The following is a 25,335-nucleotide window of genomic DNA, read 5'->3' on the forward strand; positions in this document are numbered from 1 at the left end:
TGAATATGGGGACCCTAGAGGACTTAGGGAACATAGGGGAAGTAACGTTAGAGGAATTTCTGGACAAGATTCCTATCCCCATATTCGTGCTGAACAAAGACCATCAAATCATCGCATGGAACAGCTCCTGTGAGACTCTAACAGGCATCTTACGGGAAAATATCCTCGGTAAAACCTGGGAAAGCCTTGACTTTTACGATCCTCCTCGCCCCTTATTGGCCGACCTGATATTGGACGGAGCTGACACGGAAAAGATTCGATCTTTCTACGGTGAAGCATGCCATCCAGGGTTTTTAAACCATGAAAGCTGGGAAGGAGAAATCTTCTTACCTAAAATTAATGGGGGAACATGGATAAAGTTCGCCGCTTGTCCTATCAGAGATAAAAAAGGAAATGTAATAGGAGCATTGGAGACCTTGGTGAACATAAACGAAATAAAAGAAAAGGAATTTAAACTTCAAAAGTACAGTGACCGCCTAGAGCTGCTTAACAAAATAGTAAGAGAGATATCTGGTGAAGATTCTCTCCAGAGACTTTTTGACAGATCATTATCCCTGTTGAAGAAAAAACTGAATTATTCTAATATTAGCATCCTGGCTCAAGATTCTACCGCCAACGACATTTCCCTCTCAATAGTAGCTGCAACCTACTTGGACAGGGATCTTTTTAGAGAATTATCGGAAAAACTGAAAGAATCGGGCAAAGGCTTAACCTATAAGGCTGCTAGAGAAAAGCGAGTAATAAACACTCCTTCGGTGATCGGAAACGATGATTATTTCCCCCTCACGGAAGGAATAAAAGCGGAATTAGACGTCCCAATCCTTTTTTCCGATAGGCTTTTGGGGGTCATATGTGTTGAAGGGACCTCCCCATTTGGTGTGGAAGATGAAAAAATATTTCAGCTTTTGGCCGACCAGTTGGGAGTCCTTTGGAAAGAAATCGAGACCAGGGAGGTTATAAAGAGGCAGGCGACCATAGACCAGCTCACAAACCTGCCCAACAGGTTCTTGTTATTTTCCCGACTGAAGGAAGAACAAAACAGACTTCTGCGCTACGGTGGACGGATGGCTTTAGCAATGATGGACCTTGCAGGATTCAAAGCCATAAACGACAACTTGGGACATTTCGTAGGCGACAAGGTCCTCCGAGAAATAGGCAAGACCTTAAAAAATACTCTGAGAGAAAGCGACTTCTGCGCCCGATTTGGAGGAGACGAATTCGTCATCCTCTTCCCCTGCGTGCCCCATGAGGAGGTACTGACCGCCATATCAAGGCTTAGGTCGGCCCTATCGGAAATACGCATCGAAGAACTCCCAGATGGATACCCCATCGAGGCAGACTTTGGCCTGGCCTTCTATCCTGACGACGGAAAGAACTTAACAGCCCTGCTCCAGCTTGCAGACCAAAGAATGTACGAGGAAAAAAGACGGATGAAACGTTTGAGGGGACAATAAAGAGGAGGCAACAGAAATGGACGCAAGCCTTCAGCTTGTTGCGCTCTCCAAGGTAATAATAGCTGTCCTGCTTGGAGGCATTATAGGGGTAGAAAGAGAGAACATAGGCAAGCCTGCCGGCATGCGGACCCACATGCTCATAGCGGGAGCATCCACCCTCTTTGTCCTGTTGGGCAAGGTAATAATCTTAAATTACTGCATGTCCATAGGACAAAACGACTTCGTGAGAGGAGACCCCATAAGGGTCATACAGGCCATAGTTTTAGGCATAAGCTTCATCGGCGCAGGCACCATAATCCAACATCAGGAGAGAAAGACGGTAATATATCTTACCTCTGCAGCCTCCATTCTCTTTACGGCCGCCTTAGGCATCTGCGTGGCGCTGGATCTCTACATCCTCGCTGCAGGAAGTGTCGTGATAGTTCTGCTTATAAACAGAGGCCTGCGATATTTTGACAAGAAGATACTCAAAAGAAGAAAAGGGTCCTCCGTCAGCTGCAAGGACGCAAAGCCTTTCGAATAGCCATCATCTTTCGTCCAAGAACCGCTCCAGGTCCTTCACGTCGAAAGCGTGCAGGAAGGCCGTCTCCCTTGTTATCTTGCCCTTCTTGCACAAGGAAGCCAGGGAGTGCTCCATAAGCATCATGCCCTCGTTGGTACAGGTAGCCATTATGTTCCTTATCTGCTGAGGTTTCCCTTCCTTGACGAGGTTTCGTACAGCGTAGTTTGCCACGAGGACTTCCGTCGCCAAGATCCTTTTTTTGTCCGTGGTGTTCAAAAGCTGTTGGCTGCAGATTCCCACCAAGATATTGGCCAGCTGGGTCCTTATCTGGTTCTGCTGGTGAGGAGGGAATATGTCTATTATTCGGTCTATGGTGCCTGGAGCGTCCTGAGTATGCAACGTGGCCAATACCAAGTGACCTGTCTCCGCAGCTGTTATGGCAGAGGAAATGGTCTCAATGTCCCGCATCTCCCCAACCATTATGACGTCTGGGTCCTGTCTGAACACCCTCCTCAGAGCCTCGTGGAAGCTGGCCGAGTCCCTTCCTATCTCTCGCTGGTCGATTACGGCCTTTTGAGGAGTGAACACATATTCTATGGGATCCTCCAGAGTGACTATGTGACACCTTCTCCTAACGTTTATATCCTCTATTATGGATGCCAACGTCGTGGACTTCCCAGAGCCTGTAGGTCCGGTTATGAGCACCAAGCCCCTTGTCTTCTGGGCGAACCTGGATATAACCCAAGGTAGGCCCAACTCCTGCATGGAAGGGATCTTGGACTTGATGTGCCTGATAGCCATGGAAGGCCTTCCCATGGCTATATAGGCGTTTATCCTGAACCTTTCTCCCCCCACTAAAGAGGCTGCGAAATCTGCCTCGCCGCTCTCCCTGAACTTCCTGTAGCGCTCTGGGGAGACTAGCTTTTCCACAAAGCCAAAGATCTCATCATCATCAAGAGGATCCATGAACTCAAAAGGATAGATCTCTGTGTCCAAAAGACGGATGAAGGCGGGATATCCTGCTTTCAGATGAAGGTCACTGGCTCCCATTTTTACCATGGTCTCAAGCATGTCCACTAAGGATCTCGGGGCACCAGGGGCATTGAAAGGAGGGTCCCCAATGGGGAAGATAAACTCCTCCATTTCAAGCATCAACTTGGACCTTTCACTGCCCGATGAGTGTTTCCAGGAACTTGAATTAAAACTTTCTTCGTCTTTGGGAGGTATATTCATAGTTATTACCTCCAATATCAAATATTAGGTTCTCAACATACTAGCTAAACCTCTCCATTCTGTCATCTTGTATATAATCTTGCTAATGCTTTATAATTTTATCATGACAAGAGCAATCTTGCCACAATATTCTGCCCCCTTCTAATCGCCTTCTCCCAATTTAAGAGTACAAAGCAAAGCGAAGGCTGGAAAAGTCCAATCTTTTCCAGCCTTCGGGCGAAGCTCAATTTTATCCTTCCTAGTTATTATGTTTCCAATACCATTTTACCTTGTCCCTTCACAAACCTTCCGATAGGAGACGCCTTTACGAAGCCTGCCTTTTGGCACTCACGGCAGAACCCTTCGGCAACGTGCTCCGGGACCGCCAAAAGCAGTCCCCCTGAGGTCTGAGCATCGAAAAGAACGTCGGCCAAGGGCAAACTAAGGCCTTCCAGCCCTTCCACCCTTGGTTCATAAAGCTCCCTGTTGCGGTACGTCCCGGCAGGAACCAGGCCCATATTTGCCTTCTCCAGCGCTCCTTCAAGGATTGGTATTTTTTCTGGTTCCAAAAGAACATCCAGCGAACTTTCGCTTAACATGTCCAAAAGGTGTCCTGCCAAGCCAAAACCCGTCACATCGGTGCAGGCGTGCACCTGCGTCAATAGGTCATCGGAGAGCTTTAGGGGCAAGTCGTTCAGGGTCCCCATGCTTTCTACAGCCTCTTTTATCTCCTTCTCTTGGGCCATTTCAGCCTGGAGGGCCGTTATGATCATGCCCGTTCCCAAGGGCTTGGTGAGGATCAAAACATCTCCTTCCCTAGCGCCGGTAACCTTCCAAATACGGTCCCTTTCTACCTCGCCATATACCACCAGTCCATACTTGGGCTCCTCATCGTCCACGCTGTGCCCTCCTGCCAAGAGGGCTCCTGCCGCCATAACTCTCTCCTGACCACCTCGAAGTATCTCCTTAAGTACGTCGAGGGGCTGGCAGTTCACCGGAAAACCTACCACGTTGAGGGCCACCAACGGCCTGCCCCCCATGGCAAACACGTCGCTCAAGGAATTGGCTGCCGCTATCTGACCAAAGGCAAAAGGATCATCCACCACAGGGGTTATAAAATCCACCGTCAAGATGCCCAAACGCCGTTCATCTATCTCCCATACGGCAGCATCCTCACCGTGTTCCCATCCTGCAACCAAAAAGGTCTTCCCTTCGGGCTTGACCAAACCCTTTAAAACTTCCTCCAGGTCCGCCGGACCTATCTTGGCGGCTCAGCCGCTGGTTCTTGCCATCTCTGAAAGCCTCATTTTAAAAAACACCTTCTCCCGTACTAAGCCTTGCTTAGGTGTAGTTTGAACCCTCCATCTTCGTACTCTTCGACATTTACACTGTACCCCTTGCTCTTTGCAAACCGCTCTACGTTCAACCTGGAAGTTACGGTATCCACCAGCACCTCCAGATCATTATGCCCTTCGTCCAACGCCTTTTTTGTCAAGATGACCGGCTGAGGACACGACAACCCCCTTGCATCTACGATCTTTGCTTCGCTCATTTTACACCCCTCCTAAACCTTTTCCCTCATGGTAAACCCTACAATCAAGCAGAAAACCATTCCCACTATGGTGGCTATAGGACCAAAGGCTCCAGGTCCTGCGGGGGAACTAGCCAGGCTGAAGTTGTGGGCAAAACCGGCTCCCACGAGCATTCCCAAGATAAAAATCGCTGCGTCACCGTCACCTTCGCCGCTCATTATGAACTGCCGTCCAGGGCACCCTCCAGCCAGCGTAAAGGCTAGACCTGAAAGGGCCATCCCCATGAAGTTCCACAGGCTGTTGGTATGAGCCACCGGCTGGCCTTCAAAACCCAGGTGGAACTGCCCCAAGAGCAGGTTGGTCACGAAAGCCGCCACTATAAAGGCCAAAACTCCCTTCAGTAGATGACCGTCCTTCAGCATCACAAAATCCCTTATGGCTCCTACAGTGCAGAAACGGCTCCTCTGAGCAAGCCATCCCACAGCCAAACCCACCGCAAGAGATATGAGGATTGGTGCAGCCTGCGCACCTGGCCCCTTCACGGAGAAGAATATGGGGCCTGTGCCTCCAGGACCAAACAGAGGCTTGGTAATGTCCCAAACCAAGAGAACTACTGCTACTATGGGCATTACTAACCCAGAACTGGCTTTGTTAGGTAGGCTCTTTCCGAGGGTAAACCCATTCCACAGGAAATAGATGCCTATCAATATCCCTACCACGAGTCCTCCCAATCCAAACAGGGCGTTCAGGTCTCCAGCGCTTAGCCTCAAATAAGTCCTCCAAGGGCAACCCAAGAAAACCAAAGCCCCTATCATGGCAAAAAAGCCTAGGAAAAACCTAATGAGGGGGGAAGAACCGGACCGAGGCCTGTACTCCTTGTAGACTAATGACGCAAGGAAAGACCCCAAGATGAACCCTGAAAGCTCAGGCCTCAAATATTGCACCACCGCTGCTCGGTGAAGCCCCAAGGCCCCAGCGACGTCCCTGGTGAAGCAGGCCACACAGATACCCATGTTGCCGGGGTTTCCAAGAAAGGTAAGAATTGGAGCAAAAACACCTACAAAAAGTCCCGTAAGGGCTGGACCAAAACGACCGACCAACCATCGATTAACATAAGAAAACATGTCTTTCGCCTCCTTTTGTCTCTTGGAATGTACAAACTTTCTTCCATCCCAGAGAAGCCAAAAGGAAGCCAAAAACCTCAAACCTTAACGAGGTCTTGCCCCTGGTGCCATGCATGTCCATGAGGCAAGGCAAAAAACGGCCTTCTCCGGCGATGGAAGAACGCGGAACCCGCATTCAAATGCCTTCCTCACATGTGCATTAACACCATAAGGGACCCTCCTTTCATACATAAAATCGCTGTTGAGAATAATATCACAAAAATGTTACAAGATAAAATAAAAAGGAGCTCCTAAAGGAGCTCCTCACATTTATTCGTGCTAAAATTTGAACCTATTCTGCCTCGAACATGTCCTTTCCGACGCCGCAAACAGGGCATACCCACTCCTCGGGCACTTCTTCGAAGGGGGTCCCTGGGTTCACCCCGTTGTCTGGGTCTCCAGCCTCAGGATCGTACACGTACCCACACACGCTGCATACGTATTTCTGCATCTTAGTCCCTCCTCTTTCTTACTCTTTAATCCACAACCCGTGGATGTTGCAGTACTCCCTTGCCTTTACAACCTTGCCCTCGGGGACTTCGAAGACGGCCTTAGGCTCGTCACCAGGTTTCAAGAACTTCCTACACGATGCACCATCTACTTCAAGCTCTATCCACTCTATGTAATGCTTATCCTCCATGGGATGTAGGGCATTCTCCCCGACTCTGACTACGTAGGTGTTTCCTTGCCTCTCCACATAGGGCACGTGCTTTTCCTGGGACGTATCGGCCGTCTGAGGGGTTTGCGCCTTCATGGGCTGCCCACAACAAACTAGCTGGCCAGCTCCACCATGGAGCACCTCCACTATGTTCCCGCAGATCTCGCACTTATAAATCTCCCTGACCTCCGCCATGCTCACACCTCCTAACAAGGGTATAAAACAAGCTACTACTCTAAACTAATTTCCGCTACCTTCCTGTATCAAGGGTACGTAAACCCTCTGAGCCAGGTCCTTATCCAGCATGAACAGACCGTTTTTGCTGTCCCCTATAAGCTCCAGCTTGTCTATTATTTCCCTGTCGTTTTCCTCTTCCTCCACCTGCTCGTCAATGTACCACTGCAGGAAGTTGTAGGTGGCCCTGTCCTTCAGCTCCTCGGCGAGATCCACAAGGTCGTTTATGCACTGGGTTATGTGCTGTTCGTGCTTCAAAGTCTCCTGAAAAGCATGGAGGGGCGACTCCCATTGGTGGGGTGGCTGCTGTATGGGAAGGAGCTTTACCTCTGCGCCCTGAGAAAGCAGATAATTGTATATTTTCATTGCGTGGTCCGTCTCTTCTTTGTGCTGGACCATCATCCAGTTTGCAAACCCCTTTAATCCGATGTTGTCAAAGTATGCCGACATGGAAAGATAGAGGTACGCCGAGTACAACTCCTCATTGATCTGCTTGTTGAGAGCCTCTTGCATCTTCTCTTTCAACATAACTAGCTTTCACTCCTTTCTGTACTGCCTACCTTTAGGCTTCCCTTTACCGTGCTTTATTTACATGCACGTCTATTTGTATCAGGAAAAGCCGTTTATATGATACCACATTCATCTCTAGGGCACACCATATCATTAAAAGTCTACAGAGTAAGCCTTCAACACCAGTCCCTTGTGGATTACTATCGCTATGCTTTTTCCCTTGAATCTTTCGGCAAACTCATTAGGTGTTAAAGCCTTCCCCTCTGAGGAAAGGAACTTAGTTATTTTCGGATCCCATAAGTAATATTTCTTATCCTCGGCCAAAATCCTAGGGGGATTGAAGAACAGTTCCTTCAGGGTCACCCCTACCGTTTCGACGTCCATACCCTGCTCTTCAAATACAAGAGCATTTTCTGCTATCAAAGATACACTCTGCGCGAGGCCTTCCCCTTGGGAGAGGGCAAAAACCATCGCCCCTATCAAAATCGCGAGGATTTTAAGCTTCCTTCCATTTTTCCTCAACTTCACCATTACCTCCATTCTCTCCAGAAAAGAAGCCCGCCATCAATTCCTGAACCGTCGTCTGGATTAATCGGAATCCCCTCCGGCAGAGAAAAAGACAATAGGTTGTGCCCAAGATTCACCCCTGCACCAAGAACAGTGTTCAGATATTCTGCCGTAGCAAAGCCAGAAACCCCCAGATACACCCTTCCATCAAAGACAGTTATTCCAGAGACATGCAATCCCTTTATCTCCACGTACTTATTGCCGTTTTTCCATGCCCCTTCCCCCGTTTTAGCGTTCATAATGTACATTTTAGTTGTGCCTAGCTCACAGGGATCTTTGCTTTCTTCGAAAGTACAGAACAACAAATATCCATTGTAGAAAAGGACTGGGGTTGTAGGCTTTTCTAAGGGATCTGTGGCAAAGTCCATATACCAGCCTGTGACACTATCTGACGTGTCCTTCCTGTCAGCCATTACCTGCTCCAGATCGTCAATGGTAACAGGACTTTCCTCGGTCGCAGCTGAAGTGTTGATAGCATAAAGTCGATAGCTAGTTGCCTCTTCAGTAAGTCCCTCCGCATCACCTGTTTGATAGAACAACCATGGGTCATGATCTATCATTCCCACATCCATTCTATAAACTACACTGCCACTTACGTCAGTTCCGTCGAAAATCTTTATACCGTGGCCCCAATGATCCTGATCAGACCAACTGAACACGTTACCATACATATCCGCCACGTATATTCTTTCTACGTTACCTGCGCTCATGGTGGAGCTAAACCCTGTAACAGGAGCACAAACTGGCCCCAGTTCGCCTTCTATTTCAAGTTTTTTTATAACCTCGCCCGTTCCTATATCCATCAGGTAAACGGCTCCTTCTGTCAAGACATCGGAGAGATCCCCTGGGTGCCCATTTCCCATAATGGCAACCCACCTACCCTCCCAACCTGTGTCATCCTTGTAAACTAGAGAATCTGCATATCCCAGCAGAGGCGTACTCAAAGTCCTGTAAAGGTCTTTGTAATCCCATTGGCTACTATCCTCTATCTCTTCATGGGAGTAAAATTGGTAATCTACCTTTGACCCAGAAGGACCCCTTCTCCAATAATGGATTTTTCTGGACTCCGCAGGAAGCAAGGTTTTTCCGCCTGGGGCAACTATGTTGTTTTCGACAGCCCATAGGAATTTGGGCTCTTCGGGAAGGGTTACATCAAGAACGTAGAGGCCATTTCCTCCATAACCCAAACATCCCACGAGCACTGTCCGCCAACCTTCACCATCTGAGAGGAGAACATCCTCCGCAACTAGAGGTCCATCTAAAAGGTACCTGGGCACTGATATGGCATCGTCTATGAGCTTTATGTTATCACCGCTATAGTAAGCCTTAAGGCCTAAAAGACGACCTCTTGCAAGAACGTTGGGAGGAATGAAGGCCCATTTTTCCTCACCGTTTGTTGGGTCAAGAGCATGTAAAACTCCTGCATTGCTTTGGGCATATAAAACTTTGTCTCTGGTTTTGTGCTCTTGGGCAAAGTTATAATAGCTAGTAGACGGGTAGTTTGCCGATGGAGGACCAACTTCTGTAACACCTCCATGATAAATATCAGCAAAGGCGGATCTATATACGTTCCCAGCCGTCTCCCCCCACGCATCGTAACCATTTATCCATTGTATGAACTTCGAAATATAAGCTTCTGGAAGAGTTACTCCTTCAGGAGAAATTTCATCAGCAAGCGTCGAAGATTCTTGGGGGGACACTCTTACAAAATTTGTCCCTGACCCTAAGCCACTCGGTTTAGAGGCTGAAGAGCCCTCCCAATCTATCGTGCATACTACCCTACTATTTTCTTCTATAATCCTCTCCAACTCCTCTGCTGCATCCCATTCAGGAGAGTCCCCTATATCTCCTGAAACCAAACTATATTTATACAAATGACCTTTCCATTGAGAATATTCCTGCGGCAAAAAGGAAGCAACATAAACAGCTCCTCCCCCCACATCCGTTCGGGTCGGACTGACCAGAGGAGCGCCCCCCGTTATCTGATCTGTCTGGATAATTGAAAATATTTCTCTAAATGCTGCTAAAAGCTCATCGATGTTTGTTGCGAAATAAGCTCCTGGGTCTCCATCATCAAAGGGATCATCCGTTGGGTCTGCATTGCCTTCTGTTCCGTCCCACCCGTAATCGGCCATTTCGTTGAGTTCTTCCGCAAGGTCGGGCATGCTATCCGGATCGATAAGGCCTATGACCAACGTCTTAACCGGTTGAGCCTTTTTGCCAAAAAACCTAGGCCAATCATTGGCTTTTGCTTCTTCATACAGTTTTTTAACAGCCTCTACAGGGTCACCCACCTCTGTGTCAGCCCCATCGGTTAGCACTATTAGGTAGTTTTTCTGACACCATCCTTGTATAGCACCCTCAGCCTTGAAGAACTTCACTGCAGAATCAACGGAAGGATTCCATTTGCGCCCATCATGGCCGTATATGGAGGCGGCCAATGGAGTAGCTCCCTGTGCTCGCAGCTCTGGGTTACCTGCTTCCTCTTTTCCATCAAACCACCTTATCAGGGATGCCAAATGGGCGGGATCGTCTACTGAACCAAAGTTCTCCCTGAGTAGAGCCCTGGCTCCCCCAGTTCTATAATGTAGGTATTGATCTTCGTAATAATAACTACCGTAATAGCGTCGCGGGAATTTATACCAATCTGAAAGGCTGCCTCCCGATGAATACTCCTGATCGTAAGTTGCCAAAGCAACCCTTAACCCATAAATCAACTGCTCATCGGAAAATATGTTATTCAAAACCACCTTCATTTGGTACATCCGGCTGTCGTTCGGGTATAAATATTGGGAACTTGCGCTATCATAGCCCAAATACGTAAGAGCCCACTCTCCTTGATTTTGTTTAATTAACTCGACCTCTGTCTCTGACACGTATTTCAGATTGGGATGGTAATTGCGTTCCACATTGGGATCGTTGTTGGACGGGTCAGTGTCCTTTCCGTAATAAAACTGAGGACTGGAAAACCCATATGTCACAGGCTTGGAACCATCACCATAGGTAGATTCATCATCTTGCATGTTAAAAGTCATGGAGCCGCTAGTGTCCAAAAGAAGGAGCACATTGGGTTGAAGATTCGTATCGTACAGCGATGGTATGGGCTTCAAATAGGGATTGAAGACTTCTCCACCACTCCAAGGCTCTTCTTTTACATATATAGCGGCAGAAGCACTTGTTTCATAAGTACCTTTTTTGATAAGTACCCTATTGACAATCTCCTTCCCAACTAGATCTGTTTTCACCTTTGCCTTTATTTCTATTTCATAGCGACCTCCTAATTTGTGTTTTTCTCTCCATCGATCTAGCTTGCCAAGAGTCAAGCTTCCACTTGATGGCCAGCTTTTCCAAGAGGTATAGTCATACGGCGAATAAACATATACCCTTTTCCAGTCTTGCCACGACCAACTCCAGAAACCTACGCGATACCTATATTGGACGTCTTCAAACATACCCATGTCGTCGACAAGCACCGTACCTTCAGACTCTACCTTGTTTTCCCGGTTTTCAACTATTATAGAAAAAACCACCCAGTCCCCTGCTTTTGGTGTCGGGTTATCTACTGATTTGTAGAGCCACAAATTAGTAGCTTGTGCAGCTTTGCTTACCCCAGCAACAGTGAATATCACAAGCAACACGATCCATAAAACTTTTCGCCTGGCCAATCGACTCACCTACCCATAGAACTTTACCCATTGTCCATTGAAACTAGTTCAGTTTTACAACGATTCCCTCCGCTATCACCTTTTTGCGACTCTGGTAAGAGGCTTTGCTAACTACTAGGTACGCACCGTACTTTCCTTCCTCAAAACTGGAACCCGGGTCTCCTCCCCTATTATTGGACGCAGCATATGACGAATCCAGTTTTCTGGAACCTATGTACTTTAAGATGTCCTCGTCGATTTTCGGTGGGAAAGGACCACTGGCAAAAAGCTGATTTGGGTTCACTGAGCCCTGTTCGTACATGAGATCATAGACCGTTACCTCCAGGCTTACACCACCATTTTCAGATGCTGGCACCTCTATCCTGTGAACTACTAACTTCTCCAGCTCTCCGGGAACATCTATCCTATCTCCAACTTCCTCTCCATGCCTTGGCATGGGAGGAGCTTGGTCCATTTGTTTGGCGAGCCACACTTTCCCCATCTCCACTCCGCTCTCTGCGGCCTTTATCAAAATTGTGTCATCTATAACGCCCTTGGCTGAATAGAAGAGATTCTTCACAACGTACAAGGTTACTCCCGAAAAGGCTACTCCAAACATCAGCACTACCAGTGCAAGAGCTAAAACTGCTCCCTTTCTTCTCTTTATGAAGCTCATAGATTCCTCACTCTCCACGAAACAGCAAGCCATTCATTCTCCTCTTCCTGACCCTCGACACCGTACCCCTCCACCTCTACCAACAAAATCTTCATGTCATAAAAATACGTGGCCTGGAAGGTTCTTATTCCTTCAACGATGAAACTTTCACCTGTGCGTGGATCCACAGCATGAAAACCCTTCTCGTCCACATATGCCTCCATAAACTTAACAAGGTAAACCTGGTCGAACAACGCAATATCTTCAATATCCCTTTTACCTCTCAAGGTTATCTCTTTTGAATATTCATCCACGCCTATGACTTTGTAAGGGACCTCCCCCGTAGGGAACACTATCCAATCCGACCCAGCGGAAAGAACGATATCTCCGTCCACTTTGATCTTGCTGGAATCCACGTCTTTTTCAATGATGGAAAGGCCTGTAGGTTTGCCGTATACCAAGTAAAGCTTTCCGTTATCGTCAGTGATGTTTATGGGAGAGGGAAAGTTATCTTCGGTTATGATATGGTCATATATCTCTTCAAAACTCTCCTTGAACTTCTCTGGAGCTATCTGCATTCCAAGACCTGCATGTAGGACCGGGCCCTCTAAGATGGAAATAACCATCTCCGCCCGCTGTCTTGCCGTTGCTCCAGAAGATGAAACTTCAAAATGGGAAAAGAACACCGACAAGAATCCTAAAACTGCCCCCATTATTATCCCCAGAACTAATATCGTAATTAAAAGCTCTGTAAGGGATACTCCCTTCCGCCTTTTTATGCTCAACAAGCAAAACACCTCTACACCCAGTTATTTTTTGTTTTGCCCTGGAGGTCCAGTATGATCATGCAATGTATCCCCATACCCATATCCAGGACGTCCTTCCTTCAACTCCTGCCCCAGGCGCTTGCCTCTGGTATAACCAAAACTTCTGCTGAAAGTGTTTACAAAGGAAAGTCTTTTCTCCCCTCTTACGCCTTCCCATGCAACATCAAACGTCAATGTTTTCCCAAAAACCTTTCCACCAACAGAGTCTTCGCTTTCTACTATCCAAGAAACCGCGTAAGGTTTTCCTTCTATCTCGATGACGTCGGAACTTACCGTCAAGGCATCTATGCTCTCGAGGGCTTCCAGTTTTTGGAGTACCATCAGGGACGCCAACTGGGCGTTTTCCCTATCCTTAAGTGAAAGTTGCAATACTAAAGCGCTGACAAACATTCCGGCAATGGCAAAGAGGGCAATAGCAAGGATAAGCATTGAAATTAAAACTTCAACTAGAGTAAACCCTTTTCTTTTAACTTTTGCCTTACATAAACGTGAAAGCAAACCCTTATTTTTCATATTTCACCCCTTTTGAGCATAAAACCGCATTCTATTACTTTCATGCTATAGCAATGCACCCATCTTTATATTATAATTTATTATAGTACTCCAACAATAAACAAAAAACAACATACCCTAAAAGGATGGCATTTTCCCAATTTCTGTCTCTCCCGTTCCTTATAAAAATTTTTACAAAGCTGTTACATTTCTGTAATCCTTCCGTTACCTATCGAGGCTAAAATTTGGCTGTAACAAAATCAACTCGAAGGAGGAAGGTATCATGAAGAAGTTTATGGCTTCCCTTGCTGTGCTATCCATGGTCCTGGTGAGTCTATTGGGAGGAACAGCCTTCGCAGAGGAACTGGTGATAAACGGTTCAACTACAGTGCTTCCCATAGGACAGGCCGCTGCCGAGAAGTTCATGGAGGCAAATCCCGGGGTCAACGTATCGGTATCTGGCGGCGGAAGCGGAAACGGCATAAAGGCTCTGATAGATGGAACCACGGACGTAGCCATGTCCTCTCGCTTCATTAAGGAAAAGGAAGTGGCCATGGCCGTTGAAAAGGGACGCTACCCCGTGCCGTTTGCCGTGGCGGTGGACGCTTTGCTTCCCGTGGTTCATCCCTCAAACCCTGTCAAAGATCTCACCATAGAGCAGTTGAGAGATATCTACCTAGGAAAAATAAAGAACTGGAAGGAAGTTGGTGGCCCAGACAAGGCCATAGTCGCCGTTACCAGGGATACCAGCTCTGGAACCTTCGAGGTGTGGGAAGAGAAGGTAATGGACAAAAAAAGGATCTCCCCCAGGGCGTTGGTAGTGGCCTCTAACGGCGCCATGGTTCAGACCGTGGCAGGAAATCCTGCCGCCATAGGCTACATAGGAATAGGCTACCTGAACGACTCAGTAAAGACCCTCACCGTGGGAGGCATAGAGGGAACAGCCAAAACTGCGCTGGACGGCTCCTACCCCATATCCCGATATCTTTTCATGTTCACCCAAGGCTGGCCCACAGGCGTAACCCTCAAGTTCATCAACTTCGTCCTGAGCGATGAAGGACAGGAGATAGTCGCATCTACAGGGTTCATCCCCGTTCGCTAACAGAACAACATAAGCTCACATGAGGGGTTGGTGGCACAGAAAATGAAGGACACGCTCAGAGGAGACAAAGTTCCTCAGATAACCATAAAAATCATATCCATTATTGGGGTAGCCATTATGCTCTTCATTCTCTCCTTCCTTGTGAAGGAAAGCGTCCCCATACTAAAGGAGGTATCCCTATTACACCTCCTCATGGGAATGGAATGGTACCCCACATACGACCCCCCAGACTTCGGCATGCTGCCCCTCATAGTGGGCTCCTTGTCAGTGACCTTGGTAGCGTCCTTCATTGCAGTGCCTCTAAGCATCATGCTGGCAGTCTTCCTCTCGGAAGTTTGCCCCAATAAACTGAAAGAACTGCTCAAACCGGTTATAGAAATCTTGGGGTTCTTCCCATCGGTCGTGCTGGGCTTCATAGGCATGGTGGTGATAGCACCATGGATGATAGAACACCTGGATGCCTACTCGGGATTGAACCTCCTCAATGCAGCCAGTCTAATGGGAATAATGATCATACCAACGGTCACATCTCTTGCCGAGGACAGCCTTTCAAGCATCCCCAAAGACCTCAGGGACGCATCCTACGCTCTAGGGGCTACAAGACTTGAGACCATAACCAAAGTAGTCCTGCCCGCGGCCTTGCCGGGCATCCTGCAGGCCATACTGCTAGGCGTCATGAGGGCTGTGGGAGAGACCATGGTAGTTCTCATGGCAGCTGGAGGCGCCGCCATCATACCTATCTCCCTGATGGATCCCGTAAGGCCTCTTACGTCCGCCATAGCGGCAGAGATGGGTGAAACACCAGTAGGCTCAATCCACTACCATGCTCTGTTCTTCGCTGGGCTTCTCCTTCTGCTTTTGACACTAGGACTCAACCTCTTGGCCTTGCGTGTAGAACGACGAGCAAGGAGGTTTTAAGCATGAACGCCAGAATCATAAAAGATAAAGCAGCAACTGCCATTCTTTGGGCATCCATGATCTTGGTGGGGCTCGTGCTTGCTGGGATAATCCTGTTTTTGATCTCCAAGGGGTGGAGCGCCATAAGCTGGGACTTTTTGACCCAACCTCCAAGGAACCAGATGACCGAAGGAGGCATCCTGACTCCTCTGGTGGGAACATTACAACTTGTCGTCGTATCCATGGCCTTTGCCTTTCCCGTAGGGGTTTTCACAGCCGTGTATCTAGTAGAATACGCAAGAGATGATGCCTTTACAAGGCTTCTAAGGCTTGCCGTAAGAAGCCTGGCTGGAGTGCCGTCGGTAGTATACGGCCTCTTCGGTCTAAGCTTTTTCGTCATTTTTCTGAAGATAGGAGCAAGCCTTCTGTCAGCTGGACTCACTCTGGGTTGTCTGGCCCTTCCTGTGATAGTTGGAGCTTCCGAATCGGCTCTCATGGCGGTACCTCAGGACTACAGGGACGCATCTTATGCCATGGGTGCCACGCGATGGCAGACCATAAGGAAAGTGGTCCTGCCCGCGGCCTTTCCTTCCATAATAACTGGTGCTATCTTGAGTGTGGGACGAGTGGCAGGAGAGACAGCGCCTATAATATTCACTGGGGCTGCATTCTTCGCTCCAAACATAGCCAAGAGCCTGTTCGACCAGATAATGGCCCTGCCCTACCACATTTTGGTACTGGCTACCGCGGGGACCAACATAGATAAGACTCGTCCCATCCAATATGGAACTGCCTTGGTGCTTTTGGCTTTGGTTTTAGGAGTTACCTTGATAGGAGTTATATGGAGGGCTCACTTAAGAAGCAGGAGCCGAAGTCTAAAATAGAGGGTGAAACTATGGATATGGATAAAAAAGACAAGATAATAGTAGACAACCTCAACTTGTTTTATGGGGAAACCCATGCCTTGAAAAATATAGCCCTTACAGTCCCTGAAAAGGCCGTAACAGCCCTTATAGGCCCTTCAGGCTGCGGCAAGAGCACCTTCTTGCGCTGCCTCAACAGGATGAACGATTTCATACATTCTTGCAGGATAACGGGCAAAGTCATGATAGATGGAAAGGACATATATGACCCTGAAACGGACCCCATAGAGCTCCGCAGGAAGGTGGGGATGGTCTTCCAGCGCCCCAACCCCTTCCCTATGTCGATATACGACAACGTGGCCTACGGCCCCAGGCTCCACGGAATCAGAAACAAGAACAAACTGGATGAGATAGTCGAAAAGAGCTTAAGGGGAAGCGCTCTGTGGGACGAGGTCAAGGACAAACTACACAAACCGGCTACGGCCCTGTCAGGGGGACAACAGCAGAGGCTTTGCATAGCCCGGGCCATAGCCGTGGAGCCAGAGGTAATCCTGATGGACGAACCCACCTCAGCCCTGGATCCCATGGCCACTGCGAGAATTGAGGAGTTGGTGAGAATGCTAAGCAGCTCCTATACCGTGGTAATAGTCACCCACAACATGCAGCAGGCCGCCAGGGTATCAGATGTAACGGTGTTCTTCCTCATGGGAGAGATGATAGAGTACGGACCGACTCAACAGATATTCACATCCCCCAAGGACCGAAGGACCGAGGATTACATAACTGGAAGGTTCGGTTAAGCATGCCCCTAGGGCATCAAGCCTATAAATGAAAAAGGAAGTGATACCATGGCCAATCACTTGACGGGAAGAAAAGCTCTTGATGAAGAATTGAACTCTCTATACAACAAGCTGATGAAGCTTGGGACCCTCGCCGAAGACGCCATAAACAAGGCAATATGGGCCTTGAAGAAAAGTGACTTGAGCTTAGCAGAGGAAGTAATGCGGGGAGACGAAGAGCTGGACCAAATCACCCAATCAATAAACGAACAGGCCCTGGAGATAATAGCCCGCTTCCAGCCTGTAGCTATGGACCTGAGAATGATAGCCTCCATACTCCACATGTCCGTCGACCTTGAGCGCATAGGTGACCTAGGAGTGAGCATAGCCAAGATTGCAAAGGCCCTGTCAAAGGAAAAGCTCATCAAGCCCCTGATCGATATACCTCGAATGGGAGAGAAAATACGAGAAATGATCGACCTGGCCTTGAAAGCCTTCGTGAACAAGAACCCCGAGGAAGCGAAGAAGATATGCGCCCTTGACGACGAGATAGACGATCTGGACAAGCAGATATTCAGGGAGCTTGTGGTATTGATGATGGAAAACCCAAGGAACATAGAGCAGGCCATGCAGCTCATTTTGGTGTCCAGAGCCCTGGAAAGAGCCGGAGATCACGTGACCAACCTCTGCGAACACACAGTCTACATGTGCACCGGCAATTTTATAAGGGCTTCCAGCTATAGAAGGCGAATAGAGCGATCAGAGGAAGAGGAAAAGAGGGATTAAATCATGCAATCTGAGCGCATCCTTGTGGTAGAGGATGAGGAGGCTCTCTCCGACATCTTGTCAGATGCCCTCAAGCGCCACGGGTACAAAGTAGAAAAGGCCTTCGATGGAGATACGGGACTTGAAATGGCAGAAAACCTCCTGCCCGACCTCATCATATTGGATATAATGCTCCCTAAAATGGACGGCTGGGAAGTGTGCCGAAGATTGAAAGGGAATCCAAAGACCTCTAACATTCCCATAATCCTGCTGACTGCCAGGAGGGACGAACGTGACGTCGTGGCTGGGCTAGACTTGGGTGCTGACGACTACATACGCAAGCCCTTCTCTTTGATAGAGCTCATGGCGAGGGTAAGGAGCGTGCTAAGGAGGAGCAAGAGCAAAAGCTCAGAAAGTTCCTCCGTTAAAATAGGCCCTCTGGAAATGGATTTTGATAGACAGGTTGCGACCCTTGAAGGAAGAACCTTGGATCTAAGCCCCACGGAGTATCACCTTTTGGAGATCCTGGCCAAAAACCCTGGCCGGGTCCTATCCCGAGAGGAGCTTCTGGCTAAGGGATGGGGCTATTACCTTGGAGACAGTAGGACCGTGGACGTGCACATTTCAAGATTGAGGAGGAAGCTGGAGAAAGACCCCGAAAACCCAAAGATCCTGCATACCGTTCGGGGAAGGGGATATATGATCAAGTGGGAGGAAAAAGCGCATGAGAACTCTCAAAGGTAAGATGACCGATTTAGTCGCCATAATAGTGGTTCTGGTCCTCCTTTCAGGGTGGTTTCTTATAGGCAAAAACGTAGAAAACCAACTGTACAGGCAGGCAGAAAGTTCTCTTACCTCCCTAATGGAAGTATTGTCGGCCGAGATAGAAAATTACGGTGTTCAAGGCTTGATTGCCAATGCTGATAGATGGAAGAACGAAAGCTCAAGCCGAGTAACCATTATAACCTTCGATGGAAGGGTACTTTACGACAACAAAGTGCCCGTTGAGGAGCTAGACGATCACGGTTCCAGGCCCGAAGTCAGAGAGGCCATACTCAAGGGATTTGGAAAGGACTTGCGATACAGCCGCAGCGTCAAAGACCAGTCCCTCTACATGGCAAAAAGCGTAGCGGACAAGGATGGCAATTTGTACGTACTTAGAATATCCCTGCCTCTCTCGTACATGGACCAAGCCATATTCGAAGCACGGAAAAGTTTACTTTTTTCCCTTCTTGGCGCTGGGTTTATAGCCCTCATAGTGGGAATTTTCTTCTCCCGCCAAATATCCAAGCCCCTTGAGGACCTGACGAACGAAGCCTTGAAGAGCGAAAGAGGAAGGCTATCCATAGGCAAGAAAACCAACATACTGGAGGTTTTCAAACTGGCTGAGGCATTGGAGGGCATGTCTAGCAAGCTGGACAAGACCTTACAGGATTTAAAGAGGGAGCAGAGCTATCTTGAATCTTTGTTGGATTCCCTACCCATAGGCGTAATGGTCATTGATAAAAACAGTAAGATAAGATATGCCAACAACTCTATAGCCTACGCCTTACGGGAGGCCCCCAAACTTTCCAAGGGGTTGCCTTTCCAGAGCGTAATAAAGGTTCCAGAACTCATAACCCTACTGGAAAAGTCTTTCAAAGGCGAAGATTCAACGATCGTTTTCACTTCTATAAACAAAACGGAGCGCTACCTCCAGGCCCAAAGCCTCTCCATAGAGTGGGGCGTCATGGTAGTGGTGACCGACATGACCGAAAGAGTACTCCTGGAGGAGGCAAGAAAGGCCTTCGTAGCCGATGCAAGCCACGAACTGCAGACTCCTCTCACTATAATAAGAGGGGCTGCAGAGCTACTTATGGAAAACGAAAAAATGGAACCCAAAGAAGCAAAAGAGCTAGCTAAAAAGATCATAACCCAACAGGAAAGAATGACCGGCCTGGTGGACGACCTTTTACTTCTATCCCGACTCGAAGCCAGACCCCACGAGCCAAAGTGGGAGGACGTAGATCTTGCCGTCTTACTCAAAAACCTGGTAAACGAAGGTAAAAACCTACCTGCAGCGGAGAAGATACGCTTGGAATACTTGGGCCCCCAAGAGGCACCAACGAAGGGAGACGCCGAGGAACTGAGGCGAGCCTTCTGGAACCTGCTGGAGAACGCCATAAAGTACACCAGGAAACGTTTCCAGGACAGAGATGGAGGCAAAGTTGTCCTCTCTTTGGAAAAAGAAGAAGGGCATTGGATCATCACGGTGGACGATAACGGGATAGGCGTACCTTACGAGCTAAAGGACATCATATTTGAAAGATTCCAAAGGGGAGAAAAGGACCGCTCAAGAGAAGCCTCAAAAACCGGTGGGTACGGTCTGGGACTTGCCATAGCTCAGAAGATAATCAAGTCTCACGGTGGGACCATTAACCTCGAAGATAAAGAAGAAGGGGCTCTCTTCCGCGTCAAGCTCCCCAGTGGATAAGGATACGCCCTACGTTTTTGTATAAAAGTATAGTTAAAGTGGAGTTTACGGCAGTCTTGAAGACATTGAAAGGGATGACTGCCGTAATTATTATCTCCTTCACTGCCTCCTTGGGAAGGTCCAGGAACATGGAAGTGAAGATTAAATTCATGGGAATCATCAACACAATCATTGTACAAGATCCCAAAAACAACCCCATCAAGGCTCCCTTGAACGTAGGATTTCTTCTGTACACCATACCCGCGACCAACACCATGGACCCCGTAGCCGCAAAGTGCATCAAAGCACCTATCCAGGAACTTCCCGCACTGACCGTAAGGGCCTGTACTATCACGATGACTGCAGTGACCAAAAGCCCCGATGATGGTCCATACAGAAAGGAAGCCACAAGGGCCGGAACATCTCCCGGTTCGTACTCAAGAAAGGATGCAGTGGGAATGACAGGAAACCTGACGAAGAACATCAAAACCAACCCCAAAGAAGAAAGTATGGCCAATTTAACTATCCGTTCCGTAGTGTATCTCAATGTTCCTTCTCCTTTCTTGAGATTGGTCAAATTTGTCATACAATAGTTGCATTTTTCACATTTATGTGTATAATTCCCACACCGGGAGATATTTTAAATATTCTTTCTTTTTTTCGAAAGGAGCGGTTTCAAGATTCGAAAAATCGGTATGGAACTCGTAAAAGCGATATTACTAGTAGCAATTATAGCGACTTCGGTCAACTTTACCATTGGAGGTGTTCTTGAAGGGTCACCCTTAGCCGTATGGGAGAGGGCAAAGGAAAGGACTTGGCGGGACCAGGTGGTTAATTCCTTGGATCAAACGGTGGTAGCCTCTTTGAAGGACATGGGGCTTGCGCCTGAGGACTTGTACAGGCTCTACGTAAAGAAGCCCGACTCAAAGATCCGCTTCCTTTGGAGCTGGGACAAAGAAACCCAGCAAAAGGCAGCGGTTCTGGCACTGTACATCAAAAAACAAAACCCAAAGATAGACGCCTTAACGGCCTGGCGTGAGGCCGCTGCCTTCCTCCACTACAGCAGCAAATACAACATTCCGCTGAGCTTGGCCGTGGCCGTTGCAAACACGGAAAGCCACTTCGACCCCAAGGCTAAAAGCAACTTTGGCGCCATGGGTGTTATGCAGGTGGCCTGGCACGTTCATTACAACTTATTGATGGCAAACGGAATAAAATCCCAGTCGGAACTTTACGACCCGGAAAAGGGAATTGCCGCAGGAAGCCTGTTGTTGTCCCGCTACCTCAAACACTACAAGAGCACAAAGATCGCCCTTAAAAGGTATTACGGTGGCCCCGTGGGGAAATATTGGGCAAAAGTTTCTCGCTACAAAAACAAAGTGGAAAATTTTGTTTCAGACATAGAGCTCTAACCTGCGAACTTTTTTCTTGCAAGCTCTATGTGCTTTAGTGCGGCTTTTTTGGCCTTAGCCTCGTCTTTGTCCTTTATGGCTGCAAAAAGCGCCCGGTGCTGGTCGAGGATTATCCTCGGCCAGTCACCCCGGGAGAATACCAAGGACCTGCTTTGGCCTATGTACTTTTCCATGATGTAGCCGAACTCCTCAGAAAATCGCACCAGTATCCTGTTGCCAGAGGCTTCCACTATGGCTGTATGAAGGAGGGCATCCCACTTAGCCCCCTCTCCCTCGTACTTTTCTCCATGGAGGTAAACTTCCTCAAGGTGTCTTATGCACTCCTCCATCCTTTTTAGGTCTTCGGCGGTGCGTCTTTTTGCGGCCAATCCCGCAGCTGGAACCTCTATGATGACTCTCATCTCCATGAGATCCCGGAGCATGTTCTCCGGCCACAAAACCACACTTTTCAAGTTGGGAGAAAAATCCAAAGAGGGATCGCCCTTCACGAAGAGGCCCTCCTTCGCCCTGACCTCTATGATCCCCATGCACTCCAAGACCACCAAAGCTTCCCGAAGAAGGTTTCTGCTGACTCTGAAAAGTGCAGCTAGATCCCTTTCCGTTGGCAGCCTTCCCTCCTCGTCCACGATGGAGCGGTCTTTTATCTTCTCCAATATTTCCTCTGCAAGTTTCTTTCGCCTTTTGCTCAAATGGACCATCACCTTTTTTACGATGTCCTTGTCGCCACAAGGACATTATATTACAATATGCCCGTTGGTAGTACCAAGGTAGTACAAAAGATGGGAGGGATAAGGTTTTATGAGAAAGTTATTTGCTCTTTTGGTTGTGTTCTCCTTTTTGCTAGTAGGGGTCCAGGGTGCTTTTGCCAAGGGCCTAAATATCAAGTTGGCCCACGTTGTAAATGAGAAAGACGCTTTCCACGTCTGCGCTTTGAAGTTCAAGGAAGTAGTGGAGGCAAAATCCAACGGCGAAATCACCGTCACCATTTACCCCAATGCGAAGCTCGGTGATGAAAGAGCCTTGCTTGAAGGCATGAAGATGGGCGTCGTGGATGCAGGTATAATAACCAGTGGCCCTATCATCAATTTCATTCCCGAATTCGGCGTATTCGATCTTCCTTTCCTGTTCAGAAGCCCTGAACACGCTTACGCAGTGTTGGACGGCCCAATAGGAACAAAGATGCTCAAGAAGATGGAAACCCAAGGATGGAAAGGTCTTGCTTACGGCGAGAGGGGATTCCGCAACCTCACCAACAGCAAGCGTCCCGTAGTGACCCCTGATGACGTCAAGGGACTCAAAATCAGATTGATGCAGAACCCCATATACGTGGACGCCTTCAAGGCCCTTGGCGCCAACGCCGTGCCCATGGCTTGGACCGAGGCTCTGACGGTCCTCCAGCAGAAGACCATCGACGGACAAGAAAACCCCCTAAACGTAATAGTGGCCTTCAAACTATACGAAAGCCAGAAGTATCTGTCTCTAACAAGGCACGCCTATGCTCCAAACGTGATAATGATGAGCATGAAGACTTGGAAAAAACTAACACCTGAGCAACAAGCCATAATTCAGGAGGCGGCAACGGAGGCCTCCAAGGCAAACCGACAGTACGACAACGACAAAGCGGCCGAATGGCTTGCCTTCTTAAAGGAACAGGGAATGGAAGTAGTGGAAAAGCCCGACCTTGAGGCCTTCAGAAAGGCAGTGGAGCCTGTTTACGAAAAATACGGTGCATCTTTCGGCGAGGACGTCCTGAAGGCCATAGCTGAAACCAAAGCCAACTAGTAGAGGAAAACCATGAGAAGAACAGAACCATCTGCTGAGAGGGAGGGCCTTGACAGGTCATCCCTCTCAGCCTTAAGCGATAAGATAAACAAAATATGCGAAGGGCTGCTATTCATCCTGATGACGGCCATGATCGCCATAACGACCCTCCAGATAGTCTTCAGGTTCTTCTTTGAGGCCCTGGTATGGTCGGAGGAACTGACCCGGTTTTTGCTTGTGGCCTCTTCTTTGGTGGGTGCGTCCATAGGCTTCAAAAGGGGAAGCCATATAGCCATAACCTTTTTGGCCAACAAGCTGTCTCCTAAAGCATCTAAGGCCCTTGGCGTTTTTATCCAGCTTGCAAGCATGGCCTTTTTCGTCATAGTGGGCTGGTACGGAATATTGATGATGAAAAGCGAGGGAGGACAGACCACTCCGGCTTTAGGCATATCCATGGCGTGGATATACCTTTTCTACCCTGCCGTGAGCCTGGTCATAATGGTGCATCTTGCGGACAGCCTCCTAAAAATCTTAAGGAGGGATTGATCTTGGGCCTTGTTCTCGCTATATCATTTTTCCTTTTGTTGATTTTGGGATTCCCCATAGCTTTGGCCATAGGAATTTCATCGGTTTTGGTCCTCATCTTAAGCGACCTTCCTCTGCAGATGGTTCCTCAGATGATGTTCATGGGGAACAACTCCTTTGCCCTGGTGGCCGTACCCTTTTTCATCCTTGCCGGGGACATCCTAGCCAAAGGCGGCATCTCTGAAAAAATAGTCTCCTTCGCTGAAGCCACACTGGGAAGGGTCAAGGGGGGCTTTCCATAGTTTCCACCGTAGCCTCCATGTTCATAGCCGCCATTTCCGGTTCGGGAGCAGCTACAACAGCAGCTGTAGGCTCGGCGCTTTTACCGGACTTGAAACGAAAGGGATACGACCTGGACTTCTCTGCTGCCCTCATAGCCGCTTCCGGCACCATCGGCGTAGTGATTCCCCCAAGCGTTCCCATGGTTCTTTACGCGGTGATATCCGGGGAATCGGTGGCCAAGCTCTTCATGGGTGGTTTCATTCCTGGATTATTGATGGGTTTGGGACTTATAGTCTTTGCTTTATATGTAGCACAAAAGCGAAACTACCCTGCAAGCGACCCCGTACCTTCCGTGGAAAAGTGGCGTAGATTCAAGAGCGCATCCTGGGGCCTCCTAACACCAATAATAATCCTAGGTGGTATTTTCACAGGCTGGTTCACCCCCTCTGAAGCAGCGGCCATTGCCGTTGATTACTCCCTTTTTGTGGCTTTATTCATATATAAAAGCCTTGACTTCAAGAAACTTTACAACCTTGTGGTAGGGGCAGGTGTTACATCCTCTCTCATAATGTTCATAATTGCCACCTCCAAGCTTTTTGGATGGAACCTCGCTTTCTACGAGGTCCCCGATAAGGTGGCAGGGGCCCTGATGCAGATGGCTGGCGAAAATCATTTTATGATATACCTGGCAGTCCTGTTGGTGGTCCTTGTAGCTGGAATGTTCATGGAGACTGCCTCTGCATTGATAATCCTAACGCCCATATTTTTGCCCACCATATCTCAGTTGGGAGGTAACTTGATCCATTTCGGCGTTATAATCGCAGTGGGGCTTGCCATAGGGATGGCAACCCCGCCAGTGGCTATAGATATATACGTGGCAAGTGCCATAACGGGCCTCAGCATCGAAGAGATAAGCAAGCCCATAATACCCATGGTAATCATCCTCGTCGTTACGCTCATACTGATAACATACCTGCCATCGTTGGTTCTTTTCTTGCCCAATATGCTGTGGAATGGCCCGATGTAAAAGGAAATCAAAGAGAAGGA

General features: G+C 48.3%; 26 protein-coding genes and 1 pseudogene. 13 read left to right on the forward strand and 14 right to left on the reverse strand.

Annotation, left to right across the window (positions count from 1 at the left end; genetic code table 11):
- The first annotated feature begins 5 nt into the window (after nucleotides 1–5).
- Nucleotides 6–1,454: a sensor domain-containing diguanylate cyclase gene (locus tag V7Z69_RS02850; protein ID WP_334138432.1), complete on the forward strand. Its 1,449-nt coding sequence runs from the start codon at nucleotides 6–8 to the stop codon at nucleotides 1,452–1,454.
- A 16-nt stretch (nucleotides 1,455–1,470) separates the two neighbouring features.
- Nucleotides 1,471–1,977 carry an MgtC/SapB family protein gene (locus tag V7Z69_RS02855; RefSeq protein WP_014162225.1) on the forward strand — a complete coding sequence of 169 codons (507 nt, stop codon included), beginning with the start codon at nucleotides 1,471–1,473 and terminating at the stop codon, nucleotides 1,975–1,977.
- Between the two features lie 3 nt (nucleotides 1,978–1,980).
- On the opposite strand, the gene V7Z69_RS02860 is transcribed toward V7Z69_RS02855, so the two are convergent.
- From V7Z69_RS02860 to V7Z69_RS02915, 12 genes are all read right to left on the reverse strand, one after another.
- Nucleotides 1,981–3,189 carry a type IV pilus twitching motility protein PilT gene (locus tag V7Z69_RS02860; protein WP_014162224.1) on the reverse strand — a complete coding sequence of 403 codons (1,209 nt, stop codon included), beginning with the start codon at nucleotides 3,187–3,189 and terminating at the stop codon, nucleotides 1,981–1,983.
- Nucleotides 3,190–3,434: 245 nt separating this feature from the next.
- Complete coding sequence (gene selD, locus V7Z69_RS02865; protein WP_081468055.1) at nucleotides 3,435–4,475, reverse strand: selenide, water dikinase SelD; 1,041 nt, start codon at nucleotides 4,473–4,475, stop codon at nucleotides 3,435–3,437.
- Nucleotides 4,476–4,498: 23 nt separating this feature from the next.
- Complete coding sequence (locus V7Z69_RS02870; protein WP_334138434.1) at nucleotides 4,499–4,720, reverse strand: sulfurtransferase TusA family protein; 222 nt, start codon at nucleotides 4,718–4,720, stop codon at nucleotides 4,499–4,501.
- A gap of 12 nt (nucleotides 4,721–4,732) precedes the next feature.
- Nucleotides 4,733–5,824 (reverse strand): YedE family putative selenium transporter, encoded by a 1,092-nt coding sequence (gene yedE / locus V7Z69_RS02875; protein ID WP_334138436.1) that lies wholly within the window; start codon nucleotides 5,822–5,824, stop codon nucleotides 4,733–4,735.
- A gap of 331 nt (nucleotides 5,825–6,155) precedes the next feature.
- A complete protein-coding gene (gene rd, locus V7Z69_RS02880; protein ID WP_334138437.1) occupies nucleotides 6,156–6,314 on the reverse strand; it encodes a rubredoxin in 159 nt (52 codons plus the stop codon).
- A gap of 18 nt (nucleotides 6,315–6,332) precedes the next feature.
- A complete protein-coding gene (locus V7Z69_RS02885) occupies nucleotides 6,333–6,716 on the reverse strand; it encodes a desulfoferrodoxin (RefSeq protein ID WP_334138439.1) in 384 nt (127 codons plus the stop codon).
- Nucleotides 6,717–6,761: 45 nt separating this feature from the next.
- Nucleotides 6,762–7,283, reverse strand: coding sequence for a ferritin (locus V7Z69_RS02890; RefSeq protein WP_334138441.1), 522 nt, complete (start codon nucleotides 7,281–7,283; stop codon nucleotides 6,762–6,764).
- A 135-nt stretch (nucleotides 7,284–7,418) separates the two neighbouring features.
- Nucleotides 7,419–7,796 carry a hypothetical protein gene (locus V7Z69_RS02895; RefSeq protein WP_334138442.1) on the reverse strand — a complete coding sequence of 126 codons (378 nt, stop codon included), beginning with the start codon at nucleotides 7,794–7,796 and terminating at the stop codon, nucleotides 7,419–7,421.
- A complete protein-coding gene (locus V7Z69_RS02900) occupies nucleotides 7,796–11,470 on the reverse strand; it encodes a PilC/PilY family type IV pilus protein (protein ID WP_334138444.1) in 3,675 nt (1,224 codons plus the stop codon). Before V7Z69_RS02900 ends, V7Z69_RS02895 begins: the two co-directional genes overlap by 1 nt.
- A 70-nt stretch (nucleotides 11,471–11,540) precedes the next feature.
- Nucleotides 11,541–12,185 carry a hypothetical protein gene (locus tag V7Z69_RS02905; protein ID WP_334138445.1) on the reverse strand — a complete coding sequence of 215 codons (645 nt, stop codon included), beginning with the start codon at nucleotides 12,183–12,185 and terminating at the stop codon, nucleotides 11,541–11,543.
- Complete coding sequence (locus V7Z69_RS02910; protein WP_334138447.1) at nucleotides 12,149–12,916, reverse strand: type IV pilus modification PilV family protein; 768 nt, start codon at nucleotides 12,914–12,916, stop codon at nucleotides 12,149–12,151. The genes V7Z69_RS02905 and V7Z69_RS02910 overlap by 37 nt, the downstream gene beginning before the upstream one ends.
- Nucleotides 12,917–12,940: 24 nt before the next feature.
- Nucleotides 12,941–13,471 carry a type IV pilus modification PilV family protein gene (locus V7Z69_RS02915; protein WP_334138449.1) on the reverse strand — a complete coding sequence of 177 codons (531 nt, stop codon included), beginning with the start codon at nucleotides 13,469–13,471 and terminating at the stop codon, nucleotides 12,941–12,943.
- Between the two features lie 262 nt (nucleotides 13,472–13,733).
- Here V7Z69_RS02915 and V7Z69_RS02920 point away from each other — a divergent pair, with 262 nt between their 5' ends.
- The 7 genes from V7Z69_RS02920 to V7Z69_RS02950 are packed head-to-tail and all read left to right on the forward strand — an operon-like array spanning nucleotide 13,734 to nucleotide 20,329.
- Nucleotides 13,734–14,552, forward strand: a complete 819-nt coding sequence (locus V7Z69_RS02920; protein ID WP_334138450.1) for a phosphate ABC transporter substrate-binding protein — start codon at nucleotides 13,734–13,736, stop codon at nucleotides 14,550–14,552.
- A 42-nt stretch (nucleotides 14,553–14,594) separates the two neighbouring features.
- Entirely contained in the window at nucleotides 14,595–15,470 is an 876-nt protein-coding gene (gene pstC / locus V7Z69_RS02925) for a phosphate ABC transporter permease subunit PstC (protein ID WP_014162211.1), read from the forward strand.
- A gap of 2 nt (nucleotides 15,471–15,472) precedes the next feature.
- Nucleotides 15,473–16,333, forward strand: a complete 861-nt coding sequence (gene pstA, locus V7Z69_RS02930; protein ID WP_014162210.1) for a phosphate ABC transporter permease PstA — start codon at nucleotides 15,473–15,475, stop codon at nucleotides 16,331–16,333.
- Between the two features lie 11 nt (nucleotides 16,334–16,344).
- Nucleotides 16,345–17,112: a phosphate ABC transporter ATP-binding protein PstB gene (gene pstB, locus V7Z69_RS02935; protein ID WP_334138451.1), complete on the forward strand. Its 768-nt coding sequence runs from the start codon at nucleotides 16,345–16,347 to the stop codon at nucleotides 17,110–17,112.
- A gap of 48 nt (nucleotides 17,113–17,160) precedes the next feature.
- Nucleotides 17,161–17,877 (forward strand): phosphate signaling complex protein PhoU, encoded by a 717-nt coding sequence (phoU, locus tag V7Z69_RS02940; RefSeq protein ID WP_334138453.1) that lies wholly within the window; start codon nucleotides 17,161–17,163, stop codon nucleotides 17,875–17,877.
- Nucleotides 17,878–17,880: 3 nt separating this feature from the next.
- A complete protein-coding gene (locus tag V7Z69_RS02945; RefSeq protein WP_334138455.1) occupies nucleotides 17,881–18,600 on the forward strand; it encodes a response regulator transcription factor in 720 nt (239 codons plus the stop codon).
- The gene (locus tag V7Z69_RS02950; protein ID WP_334138456.1) at nucleotides 18,581–20,329 is read left to right on the forward strand and encodes a sensor histidine kinase; all 1,749 of its coding nucleotides are present in this window, start codon (nucleotides 18,581–18,583) and stop codon (nucleotides 20,327–20,329) included. The genes V7Z69_RS02945 and V7Z69_RS02950 overlap by 20 nt, the downstream gene beginning before the upstream one ends.
- On the opposite strand, the gene V7Z69_RS02955 is transcribed toward V7Z69_RS02950, so the two are convergent.
- Nucleotides 20,310–20,855 (reverse strand): ECF transporter S component, encoded by a 546-nt coding sequence (locus V7Z69_RS02955; RefSeq protein ID WP_334138458.1) that lies wholly within the window; start codon nucleotides 20,853–20,855, stop codon nucleotides 20,310–20,312. The genes V7Z69_RS02950 and V7Z69_RS02955 overlap by 20 nt on opposite strands.
- A gap of 148 nt (nucleotides 20,856–21,003) precedes the next feature.
- Between V7Z69_RS02955 and V7Z69_RS02960 the strand changes: the two genes are divergently transcribed.
- On the forward strand, nucleotides 21,004–21,720 hold the full coding sequence (locus V7Z69_RS02960; protein ID WP_334138461.1) for a transglycosylase SLT domain-containing protein: 717 nt from the start codon (nucleotides 21,004–21,006) through the stop codon (nucleotides 21,718–21,720).
- On the opposite strand, the gene V7Z69_RS02965 is transcribed toward V7Z69_RS02960, so the two are convergent.
- Nucleotides 21,717–22,409 (reverse strand): FadR/GntR family transcriptional regulator, encoded by a 693-nt coding sequence (locus V7Z69_RS02965; RefSeq protein WP_334138463.1) that lies wholly within the window; start codon nucleotides 22,407–22,409, stop codon nucleotides 21,717–21,719. The genes V7Z69_RS02960 and V7Z69_RS02965 overlap by 4 nt on opposite strands.
- A 109-nt stretch (nucleotides 22,410–22,518) precedes the next feature.
- On the opposite strand from V7Z69_RS02965, the gene V7Z69_RS02970 reads away from it, so the two are divergent.
- The 3 genes and pseudogenes from V7Z69_RS02970 to V7Z69_RS02980 all read left to right on the forward strand — a co-directional run bounded on the left by V7Z69_RS02970 (nucleotide 22,519) and on the right by V7Z69_RS02980 (nucleotide 25,315).
- Nucleotides 22,519–23,502 (forward strand): TRAP transporter substrate-binding protein, encoded by a 984-nt coding sequence (locus tag V7Z69_RS02970; protein ID WP_334138464.1) that lies wholly within the window; start codon nucleotides 22,519–22,521, stop codon nucleotides 23,500–23,502.
- Nucleotides 23,503–23,514: 12 nt separating this feature from the next.
- A complete protein-coding gene (locus V7Z69_RS02975; RefSeq protein WP_334138466.1) occupies nucleotides 23,515–24,027 on the forward strand; it encodes a TRAP transporter small permease in 513 nt (170 codons plus the stop codon).
- Nucleotides 23,940–25,315: pseudogene (locus V7Z69_RS02980) on the forward strand (TRAP transporter large permease). Before V7Z69_RS02975 ends, V7Z69_RS02980 begins: the two are co-directional and overlap by 88 nt.
- Nucleotides 25,316–25,335 lie beyond the last annotated feature (20 nt).

The organism is Thermovirga lienii (genome assembly GCF_036847465.1).
GTDB lineage: Bacteria > Synergistota > Synergistia > Synergistales > Thermovirgaceae > Thermovirga > Thermovirga lienii.